At 41.0% G+C, this 20044-nt stretch carries 13 protein-coding genes; 6 read left to right on the top strand and 7 right to left on the bottom strand.

Annotated elements, in window-relative coordinates:
• Nucleotides 1–17 precede the first annotated feature (17 nt).
• The 4 genes from ACFG4S_RS22340 to ACFG4S_RS22355 form a co-directional block, all read right to left on the bottom strand.
• Entirely contained in the window at nucleotides 18–194 is a 177-nt protein-coding gene (locus tag ACFG4S_RS22340) for a hypothetical protein (protein ID WP_392531186.1), read from the bottom strand.
• Between the two features lie 101 nt (nucleotides 195–295).
• Nucleotides 296–1657, bottom strand: coding sequence for a bifunctional UDP-N-acetylglucosamine diphosphorylase/glucosamine-1-phosphate N-acetyltransferase GlmU (gene glmU, locus ACFG4S_RS22345; protein ID WP_392531187.1), 1362 nt, complete (start codon nucleotides 1655–1657; stop codon nucleotides 296–298).
• A 293-nt stretch (nucleotides 1658–1950) separates the two neighbouring features.
• Nucleotides 1951–3177, bottom strand: a complete 1227-nt coding sequence (locus ACFG4S_RS22350; protein WP_392536056.1) for an HD domain-containing phosphohydrolase — start codon at nucleotides 3175–3177, stop codon at nucleotides 1951–1953.
• Nucleotides 3178–4117: 940 nt separating this feature from the next.
• Nucleotides 4118–5083 carry a tRNA (5-methylaminomethyl-2-thiouridine)(34)-methyltransferase MnmD gene (locus ACFG4S_RS22355; protein ID WP_392531188.1) on the bottom strand — a complete coding sequence of 322 codons (966 nt, stop codon included), beginning with the start codon at nucleotides 5081–5083 and terminating at the stop codon, nucleotides 4118–4120.
• A 54-nt stretch (nucleotides 5084–5137) separates the two neighbouring features.
• Between ACFG4S_RS22355 and ACFG4S_RS22360 the strand changes: the two genes are divergently transcribed.
• Nucleotides 5138–5956: a sulfurtransferase gene (locus ACFG4S_RS22360; protein ID WP_392531189.1), complete on the top strand. Its 819-nt coding sequence runs from the start codon at nucleotides 5138–5140 to the stop codon at nucleotides 5954–5956.
• A gap of 116 nt (nucleotides 5957–6072) precedes the next feature.
• Here the strand turns inward: ACFG4S_RS22360 and ACFG4S_RS22365 are convergent, their stop codons facing one another.
• Nucleotides 6073–7476 (bottom strand): hypothetical protein, encoded by a 1404-nt coding sequence (locus ACFG4S_RS22365; protein ID WP_392531190.1) that lies wholly within the window; start codon nucleotides 7474–7476, stop codon nucleotides 6073–6075.
• 777 nt (nucleotides 7477–8253) lie between these two features.
• On the opposite strand from ACFG4S_RS22365, the gene ACFG4S_RS22370 reads away from it, so the two are divergent.
• The 4 genes from ACFG4S_RS22370 (at nucleotide 8254) to ACFG4S_RS22385 (ending at nucleotide 13233) form a co-directional block, all read left to right on the top strand.
• The gene (locus ACFG4S_RS22370) at nucleotides 8254–9678 is read left to right on the top strand and encodes a FecR domain-containing protein (RefSeq protein ID WP_392531191.1); all 1425 of its coding nucleotides are present in this window, start codon (nucleotides 8254–8256) and stop codon (nucleotides 9676–9678) included.
• Between the two features lie 220 nt (nucleotides 9679–9898).
• Nucleotides 9899–11275 carry a glutathione-disulfide reductase gene (gene gor, locus ACFG4S_RS22375; protein WP_392531192.1) on the top strand — a complete coding sequence of 459 codons (1377 nt, stop codon included), beginning with the start codon at nucleotides 9899–9901 and terminating at the stop codon, nucleotides 11273–11275.
• A 76-nt stretch (nucleotides 11276–11351) separates the two neighbouring features.
• Nucleotides 11352–11993 carry a YqiA/YcfP family alpha/beta fold hydrolase gene (locus ACFG4S_RS22380; protein ID WP_392531193.1) on the top strand — a complete coding sequence of 214 codons (642 nt, stop codon included), beginning with the start codon at nucleotides 11352–11354 and terminating at the stop codon, nucleotides 11991–11993.
• 91 nt (nucleotides 11994–12084) lie between these two features.
• Complete coding sequence (locus tag ACFG4S_RS22385) at nucleotides 12085–13233, top strand: histidinol-phosphate transaminase (protein ID WP_392531194.1); 1149 nt, start codon at nucleotides 12085–12087, stop codon at nucleotides 13231–13233.
• Nucleotides 13234–13241: 8 nt separating this feature from the next.
• On the opposite strand, the gene ACFG4S_RS22390 is transcribed toward ACFG4S_RS22385, so the two are convergent.
• Together ACFG4S_RS22390 and ACFG4S_RS22395 are read right to left on the bottom strand one after the other, a co-directional pair.
• Nucleotides 13242–13796 (bottom strand): hypothetical protein, encoded by a 555-nt coding sequence (locus ACFG4S_RS22390; protein WP_392531195.1) that lies wholly within the window; start codon nucleotides 13794–13796, stop codon nucleotides 13242–13244.
• Between the two features lie 762 nt (nucleotides 13797–14558).
• A complete protein-coding gene (locus ACFG4S_RS22395; protein ID WP_392531196.1) occupies nucleotides 14559–15179 on the bottom strand; it encodes a GNAT family N-acetyltransferase in 621 nt (206 codons plus the stop codon).
• Nucleotides 15180–16249: 1070 nt separating this feature from the next.
• Here ACFG4S_RS22395 and ACFG4S_RS22400 point away from each other — a divergent pair.
• Nucleotides 16250–19972 carry a response regulator gene (locus tag ACFG4S_RS22400; RefSeq protein ID WP_392531197.1) on the top strand — a complete coding sequence of 1241 codons (3723 nt, stop codon included), beginning with the start codon at nucleotides 16250–16252 and terminating at the stop codon, nucleotides 19970–19972.
• The last annotated feature ends 72 nt before the right edge of the window (nucleotides 19973–20044 follow it).

A 20044-nucleotide genomic window follows, 5' to 3' on the forward strand; every position in this document is an offset into this window, starting at 1 on the left:
CGCCTGAGTTAAAATTTTTAGGCTAATTCTTGGGCTTCATAACGCCCTTTTCTGCAGAACACTGGGCGAACAAAAGCTTTTAGCGCCGCTTTTTTCAGTGCTACTTGATATCTTTGTTGGAGAATAAGCTGATGCGCGTCTAAAGTATATAAACACTCTGGATGGTCGTTAACTGTTGACGGGTTTTCAGTCATCAGTCATCAGTCATCAGCTAAATGTACTAGTTTGATGCGTAACAGCTTATCCATTTATTCTGCTGGATTCAAGTACACACCACCGAATTGGCGGCGCTTGTTTATCCTTGATCTCGATCCTTTCGACGCCAACCTAGTTTAACCACCTGACGACTACGAGCGATCGCTAGAGAATTATCGGGAACATCTTCTGTGATCGTTGAGCCAGCAGCCACATAAACATCATTACCTAAAGTTACTGGAGCTACTAAAACGCTATTGGCACCAGTTTTAGTGCGATCGCCGATGTTAGTCTGGTGTTTCTTGACGCCATCATAATTGGCAGTAATTGTACCAGCTCCAATATTCACTTGATTGCCAACAACGCTATCACCTATATAAGACAAATGTGCTGCATTCGTGCGATCGCCTAACTGCGTATTTTTCAATTCCACAAAGTTCCCCACACGACAACTAGCACCTACTTGTACGTGACCACGCAAATGGGCATAGGGACCAATTCGGCTGCCCGCTTGGACAGTGCTATCTGTCACCACTGAATACTGCACGGTAATATTTTCAGCCAAATGACTATTTTCAATTAAACTCCCAGGACCAATACGACTTCCTGTTTGAATTACCGTATTTCCCCGTAGATGAGTTTGAGGCTCAATAATTACATCCGGTTCTAATTCTACTGTTTCATCAATAGTGATGCTTGTGGGATCAATGAGGGTGACACCTGCTAGCATCCATTTTTCCTTAACTCGCCTTTGCAAAATCTCGTCGGCTGTTGCTAATTGCAAGCGATCGTTAATGCCAAGAATTTCTTGATAATCTTCTACATCTACAGCCATCACTTGTCCGACTTGAGTCACAGCATCAGTGAGATAATATTCTTTTTGGGCATTGTTTGCCTGGAGGTCAGGAAGTACCTTTGCCAAGTTTTCCCAGCGAAAGCAATAAACTCCAGCATTAATCCGGTGATTTTGTCTTTCAGCAGTCGTACAATCTTTGTGTTCGACCATTTGCTGGACAATATTTTCATCGTTACAAAAAACCCGCCCGTAGCCAGTGGGATCGGATAGGTGTGACGTGAGAATAGTTGCGGCATTCTGATTTTGGGCGTGAGTTTGTAACATCTGCTGAAGAGTTTGACTACGTATCAACGGTAAATCACCGTTAAGTACCAGCAAATCTCCAGTGTAATCTTCCAAGTAAGGAAGTAATTGCTGGATAGCATGACCTGTTCCCAATTGCACAGTCTGTTCCACAAACTCCAATGCGGGGATTGAATGCATGGCAGCTTTCACTTCCTCGGATTGATACCCTACAATGACGATTCGCCGTGAAGGTGAAAGAGGTTCTACACTTTCGAGAACTCTTTCTACTAGCGATCGCCCACCCAAAGAATGTAAAACCTTGGGTAAACGTGATTTCATTCGTGTGCCGCGTCCGGCTGCTAAAATTGCTACAACTACCATAATTAGCTATCAGCGATCAGAAAAATTGTGATTAATGCTGTTGGTACTTTAAGATGTAGGTTCAAATCATACCAGCTAATCATATAGGACTAAAATTGTGACATACTACCCGCGCCGCCACTTCGTGGACTACGGGTGCTTCTCAGTGACTGCTTATAATCAGTAGTAGGGGCAATGTACATTTACCCGATCGCGGTTGACGGTTGACGGTTGACTGATGACTGAAAACCCGTCAACAGTCAACAATTCTAAAGAGTGTTTATATAATTTAGACGCATATCAGCTTAATCCCTTTATTTTTCCTGACAGGAGCGAATAAATTCAGCAAACTTCCGCACTAGTTTAGGATTGCGCCAACCGGAATCAGCTTCTTGTAACATTACTGAAAGTGCTTTTTGGGTGGTCAAAGCTTCTTTGTAAGGTCGTTCGCTCGTTAGGGCATCGTAAATATCAATTAATTGAAATATTTGGGCGATAAATGGAATATCGTCCTCCTTCAGTTTATCGGGATAACCTGAGCCATCCCAGCGTTCGTGATGATGGCGAATAATGGGAATTACACCCCTCATACTACGTAGTGGCTTGCAGATTTTTTCGCCAATTAAAACATGTTGCTGCATAATTTGCCAATCTTCAGGGGTGAGTTGGCCTTTTTTCAGCAGCACCGCATCGGGAATACCCACTTTGCCGATATCGTGGAGATAACCACCCCACATCAAATCTCGAATTTGGTAGCGTGAGAGATTAAGGTATTCACCAAAAGCTTGTCCCAGGTTTACTAAGCGTTCACAATGGTCACCTGTATTGGGATCGCGACTTTCAATGGACATGGCAATGGAAAACAGTACTTGTTCGGCATGGTCTAAGTCTTCGTTCAGACGTTTTTGCCGCACTAAGGACTTTACACGCGCCGCTAGTTCTACGCGATCGAAGGGTTTAGTAAGAAAATCATCTCCGCCAACTTCGATTCCTCGAATGCGCGATCGCCTATCGTTTAAAGCTGTAATAAAAATCACTGGAATTAGCCTAGTTTGCTCATCCTGCTTGAGCAATTGACAGACTTCAAATCCATCCATTCCTGGCATCATTACATCCAGCAAAATCAAATCTGGTTGTTTTTCGGTGACCAATCTTACAACAATGGAACCACTGTCTGCCTCAATCACGTCGTATCCTTCCATCCCCAAAAGGGCAACAGCAGTCATCCGACTGGCAGCATGATCGTCAACTACTAAAACCTTTGGTGGATCTAAATCAAACCCATTCACTTTAGAACCTTTGGCTTGTAGTGTTTTAGAGACCAATGAATCATAATTACAATTAACATCAGTTTTAATCCAAGAAGATACCGCTTGGCTATCTTCAAGCATAAAGTCTTCTTGAGATAAGCCTAAAGAATAACCCTCTATATTTTGCGATCCTACAGCATGATTTGAACCGATACTCTTCACTTTGCTTAGGGGGTTTGACCCATTAACAATTTGTTCTGTACAGCCTCTATGGTTGGATTTCCATTGAATGACAAAGGCACTCCAATTTTTTGCACAAGTTAACAGTGTCAGATTTCAAAAACAAATTTAGTATTCGACTGTATTTGAGCCAGAGTTTCCATAGAGATTATCCATGATGTAAAGCTGTAAATCTTAAGTTTTTCACTGTATGTATTTTTTATGTTACGAACAAGGTGTATATTGTGGTCAAATTTTTTGCTTCTATTTCCAGTATCATAAATTACTACAAATGTTAAATCCGGTTTTTCACTGAGATTTTTTCACCAAATAGCGCCATAAAATCTTTTACTCACCTACTTTCTATCAAATTAGACGGTTTTGAGTTGGAAGTTATGATTGTAATCATTAGGTATACACGTTTTTACTTACTCAGTTATAGCAATATTTAACTACTGAAAACAAGTATGTCATATTTGTTACTTATTATATTTTGAGTTATTTGGCTCGTAAAAACTCGTTACCTAAGTATTAGAAAACGAAATCTGATTTAGTTCTAGGCTTAAAACCCAGTTTAAAAAGAATTGTATCAAGACGAAAGTGCCAGCCCTTAGAAAGTAGCTAAAGTCTAAGTTACATCAACTTATGGGTAGGTTACTCATACCTCTTAAGCTAACGCGCTTATATACTTCACTATTGGAGGTGAAGAGTGTCATTAGTCGTTATAAACACAAATGACAGATATCACTAGTACAGCACGGCGTAAATAAACCACCCATTTAAAATCAACGAAAAGCTTAAGCTGCATTCATTTTGAATTCACGGCGGAAGTAGTGTTCTGTCGCAAAAGTTTTGATGGGTTATAAAAGTTTGTAGTAAGCACTTCAGCGCTTCAAATTGAGCGATTTATCGCTCACGACAAACCCATCAGAATTAATGCGATAGACCACTAGTCACAGTGCAATTTATATTTGGCTAATAGCTTAACTTTTAAAATTTAATTATGTCTATCTTAATTAGTTCCGAAAAAATCCCTGCCTTGTGTTGCCAATAGCCACCTTTTTCGCCAACGGGAGGTAGGTTCGAGCGAAGAGGCTTGTTGTTCTTGTTGTCGCCGAATGACTATAACTTCGGTTGGATCGCTCAATTTTGGATCGCGGTAAGGAGTGGCAGCACGGGTTAGCAAGTGTTCTTTCTCTGCTTGGGAAAGGGACAGGGAGTCAGAAGGGCAGGGGGGCAGAAAGACAGGGGGAACACTTCGATTCTGATTCTCTTTTGTTTGCGATCCTTGTATATGATGTGCTGCTACAGTACCAGGCGATCGCCTGCCTACAGGTGGGGTAGAACCGATCGCTAACCCAGCACACAAAAGTGCTGTGCGTACAGCAGCAGCACAAGAATAAGTAGCTAATAAGCCATCTGGATGTAAACACAATGACAGTTGTTGAATAAATTCAACAGTCCATAATTGAGGACACTGTGGTGGTGAAAACGCATCGAGGAAAATTGCATCTGCCGAGAAATCTGATTGACGTACTAGGGCGATCGTATTTCTCGCATCGCCAATTAAGAGCTTCGCTTTTAGGTAAGCCGTTTCTACTTGATGCTCAAAAGCCAGCTCTTTCAAAATTTCAGTGAAGTTGCAGTTCCAGTTGTCGAACAATTGATGAGCGATCGCAGCTTGTGGTACTCCTGGATTCAGTTCTAAACCGATTAGTTCAACATTACAACTGGGATTAACTGCCCAAATTGTTTGCAAAGCAGCTGCTGTGTTATACCCCAAACCATAACAAATATCCAACAACCGCAAGGCTGGTTTTTGGGCAACTGTCGCCAGTTGAGTCGGTTCGACAAACTTGAAAAAACTTTCCTCCTTAGCACCATAATGGCTATGAAACGATTCACCAAACTCTTGAGAGACAAAGGTGAAGGAACCATCTGCTGTGAGCTTAGGTGTAAAATTTTCTAAGTTTGACATTTTGCAAATAAATTTGTCATTTGTCATTTGTGAACAACTAATGCTCAATCCCCCATGTCCAATACTCAATTTGTTGTTTCGTCAGCTTGGCTGTTTGAACATCTAGAAGATCCAGAAGTTGTCATTGTGGATTGTCGCTTTTCTCTGGCCGATCCACAACTAGGACAACAACAGTACCAAACAAGTCATATTAAGGGATCGTATTACCTAGATTTAAATCAGGATCTTTCCAGTCCAGTGGGCGAGCATGGCGGGAGACATCCTTTACCTAACTCTAATGATATAGCTCAAAAATTTGCAGCGATTGGGGTAAATTACCAAAAAACTCTAGTTGTAGCTTATGATGATTCGCGCTTTGCCTTTGCAGCTCGTTTGTGGTGGTTGTTGCGCTATCTCGGACATGAACAAGTAGCTGTACTGGATGGAGGTTTTACTGGATGGCAAAAAGCTGGGTATCCTGTTACGGATATTATTTCTCACCCACCCATCGGTACGTTTGTAGCTCAAGTAGAAACAGAAAAAGTTGTAGATATAACAGCGGTGAAAAACCGCAAAGATAGACCAGAGGTAGTATTAGTAGATTCTAGAGAGAGCGATCGCTATCGAGGTGAACGAGAGCCAATTGATAAAATTGCCGGACATATTCCTGGTGCAGTTAACTATCCTTGGCAAGAAGTTACAGACTCAAATGGCTACCTACTCCCTCAAGAGGAACAACGTCGTCGGTGGAAAAATCTAGAAACAGCCCAAGAAATCTTGGTTTATTGCGGTTCCGGTGTTACTGCTTGTGTGAATTTACTTTCTCTAGAACTAGCTGGCATTACCAAAGGTAAACTTTATGCTGGTAGTTGGAGTGATTGGATTAGTTATTAGTCATTGGTCATTAGTCACTTGTACTAAGCGTACCCATAGGGAGAAGCAAGCTACGCGTTGCGTCTCGTAAGAGAAGTATTGGTCATTGGTTTTTGACAAATGACAAATAACTAATTTTAAAACTGACCTAATTGGAAATCGTAGTTAATACTGAAGAACCAGCCATCAAAATCAATATTTTGGGCAGTTGAACTACCTAAAGTAACCCCAGCCTGTAGATTCATACTGCTGGAATCAGACACTCGATAATTTAAATGCCCGAATAACCGATGAAATTGATCTTCTCGATCGCGCTGTGTAAAGTCTGAGAAGTTCACCTGGTAGTCAATCCCAACTTGCAGAGGCTTTTGCAAGTAGTAGTTGAGAGATAACCAAAAGGAATTGATAATCCGATTCCGACTTAGGGGGTCAGCAAAATTTACACTCAATTCGTAGAAGCTATCTAGTATTAATCTTGGGGTTAAGGGATCTCGCCGTCCCAAGGAAAGTTCTATGGAATTTTCGTTTAAAAAGCGATCGCCTGCTTTGAAGCTATCAGAGCGATCGCTGTTGTTGGCATAAAATAACTGCTGATTACTGAAACTGAGTTCTCCGTACATTCGCCGCGATAGCTGCTGGTAAAGACTGACATTAAATCTCAGCTGATTGTAATGGTATTGTGACTGATCTAAATAACGAATGATATTGCCATCAATTGAGCCGTTTAAATAAGTTTTAGCTCCTAAAGGAAAGTATGCAGAGGCTAGTGTCAGTCCAGAAATAATTAAACCATCTTCTATTGGATTATTATCTGACGAAAAAATATTTGTAGTCTGAAAGTAACCTACACGACCCTGTAAATATCCGATGGGTTTAAACTTAGCCACAGGTTGCGGCGGGAGTGGCTGTTGTTCTAGGGGTCGTAAACGCACTCGCAATCCTAGTTCGCGATCGGTATCCGACGCAGCCGGCTGTTTTGGCTTTTGTAGCAGATGCATTAGCTTCTCTAGCCTTTGAGAGCGATTTATCTCAACTGGATTCAACAGTTGCTCCCTTGAGTCTGGAGGAGATGTAGGTAAATTATTTGGTTGCGATTCTAGTTGTGGTGGAGTATTCGGTAGCGGAGTATTCGGTGGTGGAGTATTCGGTGGCGGAGTATTCGGTGGCGGAGTATTCGGTGGCGGAGTATTCGGTGGTGGAGTATTCGGTGGTGGAGTATTCTGTTTTAGAGTACCCCCAGGTTCTTCCGTTGGTGATGGTTGGGTTTGAGTATTTTCTGGTATTTTCTGTGCCAAATATAACTGCGTTTGCAAGTCCAAACTCTGTAACTGACTGGACTGCTTACACAAATAACTAATTGCCTCTTGCTCTAACTCCTGACATGGCTGATAATTTATCTGTGTATTTGCGACAGATGTGATTTTTGATGCAAAATTTTCATTTGCAGATTCTGCTGCATCTACTCTGATACAACACCAGCTCCCACAACTGGACACTAACACAATCCAAAACAACAAATTTTTCCAGTTATTGAGGCGCATCTGTTAGCTCGCGTTCAGTGCGTTTGGCGAATGTAAACCCACAAGCTGCATCATTAAGTTCCCATCCAGAAAATACAATTGAGTGTATCTAGTTCAGCTTTATTAGGTATATACTGAGAACTACAAACTGAAATTGTTTTTTTTCGCATTATTTCCGAGATTTTTTGCAATAATCACCTTCTATTATCCAAGGTTCCATTTATATATTAAATAAATAGGTGGAAATAAACCTAACTAGATTACAAAATGTAAAGATATCGGAAACTCTTGGCAATGAAAAATAACAAATCATAACTATTCCAAATCAACTTTATTGTTGACTGAGGTACTTCTAAAGAATCATATGTCAAGGATTCTTGATTTAAGAGTTGATGTTCGATATCAACTCTTAAATCGACTCTAGATTTGATCGTAATTCCCAATGACGCTCTATAGGAGAAGTTGCACGCAGCTTTTAGCTTGCTATTTCTCCATAGAGCTAAGAGGACTCAGTAAGGTAATTGAATATGGGTTTATACCCTTGCTTCTATAAACTGCTTGTTTTGTGAAGGCATTTAACCCATTACAAAATATACAAATTGTTTAATGCGTAGAATGTCGTTCTCTGAATAAAAACTTAAACAAACTAAACACTAGTTGATTCGTTGTTTATTTTATCTGTTAAATGTAGACTAAAGTGCAGATAAATTTATCTCAATAAACTCGTTACAAAAATTAGCGGCGGCTTAAGTTTTAGCGTTTTTAGTATTATTTGAAGTTCACAATTTATCAAAATTTATGTTTAATAAATCTTTTTCACTTTTAGTAATTAGTTTATTGGGAATCATGGTGCTGCCTTTGCCAGATCGGGTAAGTGCCCTAACTCCTCTAACACGAGCAGAGATTCAGAACCTCCGGAATTTGGTACAACTAATACCCAAAAATAAACTAAAGAAGCGTCCTGCACAAAAATCAGATGCAATGATTCCAGGGGATGGGTTGTCAACTGGTCGAGCTTCCCTAGCAGACTTGCGGTTTAACGACGGCTCTTTGGCAAGAGTTGGGGAACAGGCTATATTTCAGTTTTTACCGAAGACTCGCAGCTTTAGACTGTCAAATGGAACAGCATTGCTGCTCATTCCACCTGGAAGAGGACAAACACGCATACAAACGCCAAGTGCAGCAGCTGCAATTCGTGGTTCAGCATTATTTGTACGCTACGACCAACAAACAGATACAACAATTGTGGGTGCGCTGACAAATAGTGGTATTGAAGTTTCTAATAAGGAAGCTTCTCAAACCCAAGTGCTGCAAGCAGGACAGCTGATGGTTATAGTTAAAGGTAAATTTCAGGGTTTATACGATTTTGATCTGAGAAATTTTTATGAAACGAGCGATTTAGTTCGAGGACTTGATTTAAATAGGCAAAATATTACACCTAGTGCCGATCCCGCGATCGCCAGCGTTCAAGCGGAAACTGCTGCGGCTTTACAAGCACAGCCACCAATAACAGGTGAGGGAGTAGTTGAAAACCCATCTTTCTTACAGTTAACTACTACTAATCCTTCCAATTCGACTAGCAACGAGATTGTAACAAATGATTTGTCAATAGACCCAATCAAAAATGATTCGTCAGTAAACTCGTTTGAGGAAACAGGACAAATATTGTCAAACACTGAACAGCGATCTCGGAACAACAGTAACGCAAGTACTCAAAATAACAATCCTGGTTTTAATCGTAGTATAACCCCAATAATACCTCAAAGTTCCTCAGTTCAACCAACACCAACTGTTCCAGTAATTACCACTCCACAAACACCAACTGTTCCAGTAATTACCACTCCACAAACACCAACTGTTCCAGTAATTACCACTCCACAAACACCAACTGTTCCAGTAATTACCACTCCACAAACACCAACTGTTCCAGTAATTACTACTCCAGAAACACCAACTGTTCCAGTAATTACTACTCCAGAAACACCAGGTGGGTCGGGTACACCTACTACTCCAACAACACCAGGTGGGTCGGGTACACCCACTACTCCAACAACACCAGGTGGGTCAGGAACACCCACTACTCCAACAACACCAGGTGGGTCAGGAACACCCACTACTCCAACAACACCAGGTGGGTCAGGAACACCTACTACTCCAACAACACCAGGTGGGTCAGGAACACCTACTACTCCAGAAAAACCAACACCACCGGAGACAACCTGAGTATACTTTCTTGGTTAAGACTTTCAGAGTTCAGGAATATTTTGTAGTCCTCACTAAAGCAAAAAGTGATATTCCCTACGATCGCAGAACATCTGCTAACGCTAGATTAAAACTAGGACAGGACTTACACAGGATTTACCGGATATCCTTATATAGTTCAATCATGTTTTCTGTGTAAGTTCTCAGGAACGAACTTCTTGCTAGAGAGATATAAAAATTTATGACTTTTGATTACGACCTGTTTGTAATTGGTGCGGGTTCTGGGGGTTTGGCTGCTTCCAAACGGGCGGCTAGCTTCGGGGCAAAAGTAGCGATCGCTGAATATGATTTAGTTGGCGGGACTTGTGTAATTCGCGGTTGTGTTCCGAAAAAACTTATGGTCTATGGCTCCCACTTTCCTGCACTCTTTAGTGACGCCGCAGGGTATGGCTGGAAAGTAAGTAATACGGAATTTGACTGGGAACATTTTATTACATCTATAGATAATGAAGTTCGGCGGCTGTCACAAGTACATATAAGCCTTTTAGCAAAAGCAGGAGTGGAACTAATTTCTGGTCGCGCTACATTGCTAGATCCTCACACAGTAGAAGTTGATGGACGCAAAATTACAGCAGACAAAATTTTAATTGCTGTTGGTGGGCGTCCCGTCAAACCAGATTTATCAGGGATGGAATATGGTATTACCTCTAACGAAATCTTTCATCTCAAACAACAACCAAAACACATCGCCATTCTCGGCGCTGGTTATATTGGTACAGAATTTGCCTGTGTGATGCGCGGTTTGGGTTCTGAGGTGACGCAAATTACTAGAGGTGACAATATTTTGAACGGGTTTGATGAGGACATCCCGAAAGAAATTGAAGAAGGGATGACAAACCACGGAATTAGGCTGATTAAAAATAATGTGGTGAAAGCAGTTGAACCCGTGGCGGAAGGGTTTAAACTGACTTTATCAGGTGAAGACCAAGAACCAATAATTGCCGATGTGTTTTTAGTAGCAACTGGTCGCGCTCCCAATCTAGATGGACTGGGTTTAGAAAAGGCTGGGGTTAATATTGTCTCTAACTCTGTAGAAAGACCGGGATACTATACCACAGGTGCGATCGCTGTCAATGAATATAGTCAAACTAGTCAACCGAATATCTTTGCTGTTGGTGATGTCACCGACCGAATTAATTTAACTCCCGTAGCAATTGGCGAAGGTCGCGCCTTTGCTGATAGCGAATTTGGCAATAATCGCCGAGCGTTCAATTACCAAAATGTACCGACCGCTATATTTTCCACCCCGGAAGCCTCAACAGTAGGTTTGACAGAAGCCGAAGCACGAGAGAAAATCGGTGATGCCGTAAAAATTTATCGCGCTCGCTTCCGCTCCATGTATCATAGTTTGACTGGGAAGCAAGAGAAAACAATGATGAAATTGGTGGTTGATAGCAATACTGACAAAGTGCTAGGCGCTCACATGGTAGGTGAACATGCTGCTGAGATCATTCAAGGTGTGGCGATCGCTGTGAACATGGGCGCAACCAAAAAAGACTTTGACACCACTGTTGCTATCCATCCCTCGGTAGCTGAAGAATTTGTCACAATGCGTTAAATAGGTTCTTTGTCCTTAGTCATTCGTCCTTTGTCTAAAACTAATGACTAAGGACGACCCTAACGGGAAAACTTTTATGTCTACTCAGTATATCTACTTGCATGGATTTGCTTCCAGCCCAAAATCTGCCAAAGCGCAAGATATAGGCGATCGCTTTGCCCAAATTCACACAGAACTGAAAATTCCCGATCTTAATGCTGGCGATTTTTCTCACTTAACAATCAGCCGTCAGATCGATCGAGTTGCGGCAGAATTTAGTGATGATTCTACACCAGTAATACTCATTGGCTCAAGTTTAGGTGGTTTGACAGCTGCCCACATAGCACAGCAACATTCACAAGTGCAACGTTTAGTCTTACTAGCACCAGCTTTTGGGTTCTTATCTCATTGGTTACCCAAACTAGGAGATGAGCAGGTGCAGCGTTGGCAACAAGAAAAATATCTCATGGTTTACCACTATGGGGAAGGGCGATCGCTTCCCTTAAGTTACGATTTCGTTACAAATGCAACTCAGTACCAAGAGGAAGTTTTACAACGTCCCCTTCCCACCCTGATTTTGCATGGAAAAAAAGATGAAGTCATCCCCATTGAAGCTAGTCGTGACTTTGGACGTTCGCGTTCTTGGGTGGAGTTAATCGAACTTGACAGCGATCACGCTTTAGGTAATGTGATGGAAGAAATTTGGCAAGCAATTCGCCTCTTTTGCCAGTTACCTTAAAGCTGTAAAATATTAAACTCTCATATAACTAATATCATTTGTGATTTGTGATTTGTTAGAAACCAATGACTAATGACTAAATAATAAAATTATGCTTCCTTTCATCCGACCAGATTTAGCACAATTTACCGCCTACAAACCTCACCCCAGCAGCGATACAGGTGCATCAGTCCCGACGCAGTTTGATCGCCTGGATACAAATGAAAGCCCCTATGATTTACCGCCTCAGTTAAAAGAAAAGTTAGCCTGGACATATCAGCAAGTAATTGAAACAAATCGTTATCCTGATGGTGGACATGAAATACTTAAGGATGCGATCGCCGAGTACGTTAATGAGTCAGTCGGTCTCTCGTCACCCTTGTTTACTGCTGCCAATATTTCTGTAGGCAACGGTTCAGATGAACTCATCCGTTCTTTATTAATTGCCACTTGTCTAGGAGGAGAAGGTTCAATTCTCGTCGCCAATCCCACTTTTTCGATGTATGGGATTTTGGGACAAACTTTGGGCATTCCTGTAGTGACGGTGGGTAGAAATGCAACAAATTTTGAAATTGACTTAAAAGCTGCACAATGCGCCATCGAACAAACCCAAAATCCTCCCATTCGGGTAGTTTTCGTAGTGCATCCCAATTCGCCGACTGCCAATAGCTTAACTGCGGCAGAGTTGGCGTGGTTAAAAAGTTTGCCAGACCATATTTTGGTAGTGATTGATGAAGCTTACTTTGAATTCAGCCAAACTAGTCTAGTCGGTGAATTACCAGAGCATCCTAACTGGGTGATTTTACGTACTTTTTCTAAAGCTTTTCGATTGGCATCTCTTCGCGTGGGCTATTGTGTTGCTCATCCAGAAGCGATCGCTATCTTAGAAAAAATCCGCTTACCCTATAATCTTCCCAGCTTTTCTATCGCCGCAGCATTAATTGCTTTACAAAACCGCACACTCTTACTCGAGTCTATTCCCCAAATCTTAACTGAACGAACCAAACTTATTGAAGCTTTATCCCAGCAACCAAAACTGCAAATTACAGCAAGTTCTGCCAACTTTATTTACCTGCGTCTCAAACCAAATGGTTCACACTCACAAGACGCTACTTTAAAAAGTTTGCACCACAAACTCAGGACACTCGGCACTCTTGTGCGACATATTAGCGGCGGATTGCGAATTACTGTAGGGACAATGGAAGAAAATGCCCGCACTGTTAATCGACTACAAGCTGCTTTAATAAATTTGGAATCTTAACAATTTAATCAATAATTAAACCTGCTGTCCATTTCACTGCCCAAACGGCGTACTATTCCTACTGTTTGTGGCAGCACACCTACTAAAAGAGCAAAGGCTATATCTGGGAGAAGAGCCACTATTTCCGGTGGAAAGTATTGTTCAAATTGATCCAGAATTTTCTGGACTCGCTGTCCAGGCACCGGATTTTCTGTAATTTGTTTGATCAATCGAATCCACTGTCGTCTAATCAAGTAAGCTTTCTGACGCTCTTCATTAGATTCGGGAGTTAATAAAGACAGATTACCTATGGGCAGTGCCCTTTGACAATCAAAATCGTAATCCCCACCCACAGCAGCCCCAGGCCCAGCAAACTCTGCATGGTAGCGTTTAAAGAGTATTAATCCATTTCGCCTACGACTATTGACGATGAAAACTTCTCCACTGTGCAAACGTGTCAGGATATCCGAACCTTGCGATTGCTCAGTTCCATCTGGCATGACAAGATAGTCAAGGAAACTAGTTTCAGGGTAATAGGTTGATAACATAGAATTCTGATAGCGCCGATGCTGTTCGCTATCCATGTTTTTTAAATTTTCAACGAATTTGGTAGTAGTATGCACTTCAATACGGAGCTAACTGTAATATGTCAAATCAAATTTTTGAATTTTTTTATTATCAACAGTCTTGTGGTCAATTTCACTAAAATACAAATAAATAGGCATTGTTCAGTAATTGAGTGATCATATTTTATGAGATACAAGTAGATTTGTCTTCAAAATTTAATAGTCTTTTCTTAAAGTTTTTATAAAGATAGATATCTTAATTACAAAGTTATTATGAGGGATTGATAATTATTTTCAGTTTAAGTCTTCCGAATCTCTTCAATTATAATCTATTAGAAATATTCTAAAACATTTATTCATCGATAATAAATTTAATTAAAAATCTAACTTGTAAATTTTTATAACCTGAATATACTTTGCCAAAAGTTTAGTTTTCTTAAAATCATGAAGAATCATATCTATGAAGGGTCTAAAAAATATTGTTAAAATATCCAAACCTGTATATTAGCTTCAGTAAGTCAGATATAAATTCATATTTTTTCATTTTATCTAGTACAGCACGGTGTAAATAAACCACCTATTCCAAATCAACGAAACCCTTACACTGCATTCATTTTTAATTTTTAATTCACGGCGGTACTAGCTATTTATCTGGATTCATCCATTTTTGATTTTAGTTAATTTATCTGTAGATAACCGCTCTTGGGGGAAAAGTTTCTCCGGAGCGATCGCCATATTAAAATTTACAATTACTAAAATCAAATTTCGATATTGATTGGGTTAAATACTCAGATGCTTGTGCAATAACATCTGCCTTGAGCGTCTGAGGAAAAAGGTATTCCAATTAGATTCGACTTTATGCACTCGATATCCCAGCTTAAAATAAAGTTGTCTTGCTTGATGATTATTTTCCAAAACGTGAAGATATAAGTCTTGAAATCCCCATTCTTGAGATATTTTTTCACAGCTAATCAGTAAAGCTGAAGCCACACCATACCTACGGTATTTTGGATGAACCGCTAAATTAGATAAGTAAGGAAAACCCAAGCCAACCTGACTCCACAAATCGGTATAACGTACACCAAGTTCCACAGTTCCCACTAAGTTATTAACAGTATCAGTAGTATAATCAAGAGCAACTAGACAAATATGACGAGGCACAGGTGACACCATACGATGTCTTAAGTCTTCATAAATACCTAGACGTAGCAATGGAAAAGCCCATCCCCACATACCTTTTTGAGAGTGAAAGCTTTCAGCAATAATTTGGGCAACACCGACTAAATCAGGAGGTGTTGCCATACGAATTTGGAAAGGGTAGGAAGCTGGATCGATTGGTTGTTGGTGGTAAGGGTAAAAAAACCGATATTTCAAGGCTACTTCAGTATTGATTTTATTCAAGGAAAGTTTTCTCAAAAATCCTAAAACACCGTTTAAACTCAATAAAAACTTAAGAGCTTACCAAGAAATTGAACAAACTTGAGATTGCTAATTCGTTTTTGGTTGTGGTTCAAACAAAGTTTTACACTTTGTTTAGGCTTTATAACCTGTATTTTTGTAACAGTTTTAGGAGGTGAAGTTTTGTAAATTCAATCTTAAGTTTAATTAGGACTGGGAATTAGAGACTAGGGTATGTTTGAAAACCAACAATTACACTTAATTTTACCCTGGGTAGCGAGAGCGAGTCTTGGGGTTTCCCACATGAGCAACTACCGTTTAGTTTCCAAACTTGTATTACTCTGGAGAACTTAGACTTGTCAGGTTACTACGGTTTAACTTTGAAAACTTAGTAACCAGTAATCAATAAATACCAATATTTATACATAGGTATAAGTAATCAACATTATACTTTTAAATTAGGTACTTACGGGACAAAACCATGGTTAAGCATGAAAATCTCTATTTCTTAGCCCTTTGCTCCCCCTGGTTGTTTTCAAATTCCTAATTCTTAAATTATCAACCATTACCACTTGTCTTAATGATAGTTCTGATTGCTAAATTGGAAATAGGCATTTGTCTAATAGTATACTTTCGCTTTAAATCTTATTGTTTTAATTTTAATATTGTTGACTCTACCATGACTACCATAAATAAAATTTACCTGCAAGTGTTAGTACAACTGCTGCGGGGGGAAAACTTAATATGCAGCTTCATCTGGATTTTTGAGCTAGTCATGAGTGCTGTATGTAGTATTAGAGATTACTCACTGGAGGTAAAAGTAGATTTGGCAAGCAATTATGGACTCTGTAAGACTAAAACTGACTATGAAATCAATTACTCTGTATCAGAGCAAACGGTAATCGGCATAAGCCATTGAGATGAACCACTGTGAGTAAACGCTCCCACACTCAGCAGTCATGTAGCCAAACAGCCTTATTGGTCGAAATGCTCTGCTCTTACCTGACTCAGAAAAATCCTTACCTGATCAGATTATTCTTTATCCGACTGCCGTTGCAGCAGGAAAGCGGTGCATGAAATCCCAAGCAAACAGTAAGCCTAAAATTTTGGTTGTCGATGATGAACCAGACAACCTTGACTTGCTCTACCGCACTTTCTATCGAGACTATAAGGTGCTAAGGGCAACCTCTGGTCCTGCGGCACTCGATTTGCTGGCTCAAGAGGGAGAGGTCTCTGTGATTATCTCCGACCAGCGGATGCCAATGATGAGCGGTACAGAATTTTTGAGCCTGACGGCAACTCAATATCCAGATATTATCCGGATTATTTTAACTGGCTACACCGATGTCGAAGACCTGGTGGAAGCAATCAATGCTGGAAAGGTATTCAAATATGTCACCAAACCCTGGGAAGCAGAGGAACTTAAAGGAGTGGTACGCCAAGCTTTGGATACCCACAATGTCCTCAAAGCCCGTACCCGTGAACTTACCCGCACACTCCGACGAGAATCGCTGCTCAATAGTGTCACCAATACGATTCGCAGTGCGTTAGACTATCGGCAAATTTTACAGGCGATTGTAGATACAGTGGGTCAAATGTTGGAAGTGGATGTTTGTCTGTTGCGTCCTTTCCAAGATGAGCAGTTGGTGGATAACGGATTTATCTATCAGAAAGTTCTCGAAGAAAAAGGACACATAGAGAAGTCCGATCGCCAACTTTCGCTGAACGGAACTTCTCCTACAGGAGAGGTACAAGACACGGAGAGAAGTCGGAGCAATGACTTCCGGCTATCTGAACTTCCAAAGACACAGCGAGAAGTCGGAGGAGCTATTTCCGGCGAAGGTAACTTCGGTGAACCCGAAGATCGGCAAATCAATTCTCCTCCTGTCTCCCCATTTCCCCCACTTCCTATCCCTCCCTCCTCTCTACTGGCTCATACGGTGTGGGAAACCCGCGAAGTCCAGGTGATTCATGAGGTGACAGATGATGAACGGATTCAGGGTAATACTCCCGAACTGCGCCAACGTGGGGAAGCTTTTGCTGCCGCTAACATTTGCTCTAGTTTGGTTGTGCCATTGATCTGTCAACAAGAACTGATGGCAGTTCTAGCACTGCACCAGTGTTCTCTGCCCCGATTTTGGGGAGATGATGAAGTGCAGCTAGTGTTGATGGTAGCGGATCAGGCGGCTTTAGCTTTATCTCAAGCTTATGCTTATGAACAAGTACGTGCCCTTGCCAAGCGAGAGAGCTTGATTAATACGATTACTAGTGCAATTCGCTCTAGCTTAGACCCTCAAGATATTTTTGCGGCTATTACCCAGCAACTGGGACAAGCTTTACAAGTTGATGGCTGTGTGCTGTCTCTGTGGACAGAGGAAGATGAGTTTGTCCAGTGTGTAGGCTTGTATGATAGTTTTCAACGTCATGAAAATTTACGTAGGCACAGCCCAACCCAGGCATCACCAAGCCAAGACCACAATAAAAATAACAATCACAATCTATTAACTCAAGAATTACCCTATTATTCTCAAACCTCCATACACCAAAATCCAATTCTACAAGAGATTTTACAGACACATGAACCAGTAATAATCGGTAATGTGAGTCATTCTCTTCCAGAAATACATCGTTTTGATTTGTCTTTAAAAATGCCAGCCCGATCGCTAATGGTCGTCCCATTATTGGCTGATGGAAAAACTATTGGTAGTATTACGCTATCTGCAAGTAGTAAAATACGTCAATGGATGTCATCTGATATCGATCTAGCTAAAGCAGTAGCAGCTCAAGCAGCGATCGCTGTACAGCAGTCACGTCTATTTGAAAAAACTCGCCAACAAGCCGAACGCTTGCTGGAATTAGACAAACAAAAAACTGAATTTTTTCAAAATATCTCCCACGAGTTTCGTACTCCCATCACCTTGATTCAAGGGCCTTTAGAGTCGGCGGTGGCGGCTGGTGAGGGATTATCTTACTCCCAAAGTGCGATCGCTCTACGTAACTCTCGTCGGCTACTGCGATTAGTAAATCAACTACTCGATTTACAACGTCTAGATGCGGGAAGAATGCAGCCTAGTTTCCGTCCCTGCGATTTAGTCGAATTTGTCAACCAAATTGTTGAGTCTTTTCGCCCCTATTGTGAGAAAAAGAGGCTGCATCTCACCACCGAGTTAGATGAATGTTCTACCGTATATTTGGATATGGAAAAATTTGACAAGGTAGTCTACAACCTCTTGTCAAATGCCATGAAGTTTACTCCTGAAGGTGGCACAATCAGCGTCAGATTAAAATCTGAAAATGACCGTTGTATTTTGGAAGTACAAGACACTGGAATTGGTATTGTTAAAGAACAAATTCCCCATCTATTTGAGCGCTTCCGTCAAGCTGAAGGTTCAGCAAACCGTTCTTATGAAGGTAGTGGTTTGGGTTTGTCTTTAGTTAAAGAATTGGTAGAATTACATGGTGGTCAAGTTAGTGTGGAATCAGTTTATGGTGAAGGTACTATTTTTAGATTATGGCTGATTACTGGTACTGCTCACTTACCCACACAGCAAGTCCTCGAAACTCCTGTTGAACTAAACACAAGCCGCGCTAGCGTAGAATTAGCAGATTTAGAACTGCTAGATCAAACAACAGACAATATTGAAGATATTACAAAAAACTTATCACCCACTTCTGACATTCAGCAGGAGCTAAATGCCCCGCTAGCGGTTACTGGTCACTCTATTTTGGTTGTAGACGACAATCCAGATCTGCGAACTTATGTATCTGATATACTCCGTCGCAGTGGCTATCAAGTACAGACATCTCGTAATGGCTATGAAGGGTATCGCATAGCTAAGGAAATTACACCTAGCTTGATTATTACTGACTTAATGATGCCATTGGTCAGCGGACTTGAGATGATTCAGATGATTCGCAGTGAGGAGAAGTTGAAAGGAATACCAATTATTTTGCTAACAGCAAAAGTTGACGAAGAAACCCGCATCGAAGGTACAGAACATGGCGCTGATGCTTATTTGGCAAAACCATTCAACGATCGAGAACTTTTAGCGGAAGTTCGCAATCTTTTAGCGTTAAAACAAAATGAAAGACGAATATTAGAGCTAAATACTTATCTCACAGAATCGGTACTAAAGCGCTTTCTGCCAGCTGTGTTGGTGCAAAAAGCGGCTGCGGGAGATTTGGCGTTAGATTTACGGCCAGAACCACGCTTAATTACAGTTTTGTTTAGTGACATTGTGGGTTTTACACAACTAGCAAATACTCTTAGATCTCGCCGAGTAGCAGAGTTGCTGAATGAATATTTAGAAGCTATGACCAAGGCTGTATTTGGTAATGGTGGCACTGTAGATAAATTTATGGGAGATGCTATTTTAGCTTTATACGGAGCGCCAGAAGAACTAACTCCCAATGAACAGGTACGTCGTGCCATAAATACAGCCAGAGCAATGCACCGCTCTCTAGATCAGTTGAACCAGCGTTGGCGAGAACAAGGTGTATTTGATGGCGACAAACAAACTGGCGTTCAGTTTCGCTGTGGTATTCACCAAGGTACGGCAGTTGTGGGGATGTTCGGCAGTGCTGAACGTGCTGATTATACTGCTATTGGTCCGAGTGTGAATATTGCTGCTAGGTTGCAATCTGCCGCTGTTCCCGGTACTATCTTGGTTTCCGCTGCGGTAGCAGATTATTTACAAGAACAAGAAATTACTAAAGGTAGTTCCTTAGAACTTAAAGGAGTAGATGAGACGGTTCTGACCTTTGTAGTTACATCAGAGGTAATGGTTAATCGCTAAAATTTAGACTGGATTTTAAATCACTCAATAGTTAACAGTAACCAGTGAAAACTGATAACTGGTTAATTAACA

Source organism: Nostoc sp. C117 (assembly GCF_043099735.1).
Classification (GTDB): domain Bacteria; phylum Cyanobacteriota; class Cyanobacteriia; order Cyanobacteriales; family Nostocaceae; genus Nostoc.

Excerpts from the sequence above, each read along its gene's own strand:
- ACFG4S_RS22340 (WP_392531186.1), bottom strand. The coding sequence starts at position 194 with ATGACTGAAAACCCGTCAACAGTTAACGACCATCCAGAGTGTTTATAT.
- glmU (WP_392531187.1), bottom strand. The coding sequence starts at position 1,657 with ATGGTAGTTGTAGCAATTTTAGCAGCCGGACGCGGCACACGAATGAAA.
- ACFG4S_RS22355 (WP_392531188.1), bottom strand. The coding sequence starts at position 5,083 with ATGTCAAACTTAGAAAATTTTACACCTAAGCTCACAGCAGATGGTTCC.
- ACFG4S_RS22360 (WP_392531189.1), top strand. The coding sequence starts at position 5,138 with ATGTCCAATACTCAATTTGTTGTTTCGTCAGCTTGGCTGTTTGAACAT.
- ACFG4S_RS22365 (WP_392531190.1), bottom strand. The coding sequence starts at position 7,476 with ATGCGCCTCAATAACTGGAAAAATTTGTTGTTTTGGATTGTGTTAGTG.
- ACFG4S_RS22370 (WP_392531191.1), top strand. The coding sequence starts at position 8,254 with ATGTTTAATAAATCTTTTTCACTTTTAGTAATTAGTTTATTGGGAATC.
- gor (WP_392531192.1), top strand. The coding sequence starts at position 9,899 with ATGACTTTTGATTACGACCTGTTTGTAATTGGTGCGGGTTCTGGGGGT.
- ACFG4S_RS22380 (WP_392531193.1), top strand. The coding sequence starts at position 11,352 with ATGTCTACTCAGTATATCTACTTGCATGGATTTGCTTCCAGCCCAAAA.
- ACFG4S_RS22385 (WP_392531194.1), top strand. The coding sequence starts at position 12,085 with ATGCTTCCTTTCATCCGACCAGATTTAGCACAATTTACCGCCTACAAA.
- ACFG4S_RS22390 (WP_392531195.1), bottom strand. The coding sequence starts at position 13,796 with ATGGATAGCGAACAGCATCGGCGCTATCAGAATTCTATGTTATCAACC.
- ACFG4S_RS22400 (WP_392531197.1), top strand. The coding sequence starts at position 16,250 with ATGAAATCCCAAGCAAACAGTAAGCCTAAAATTTTGGTTGTCGATGAT.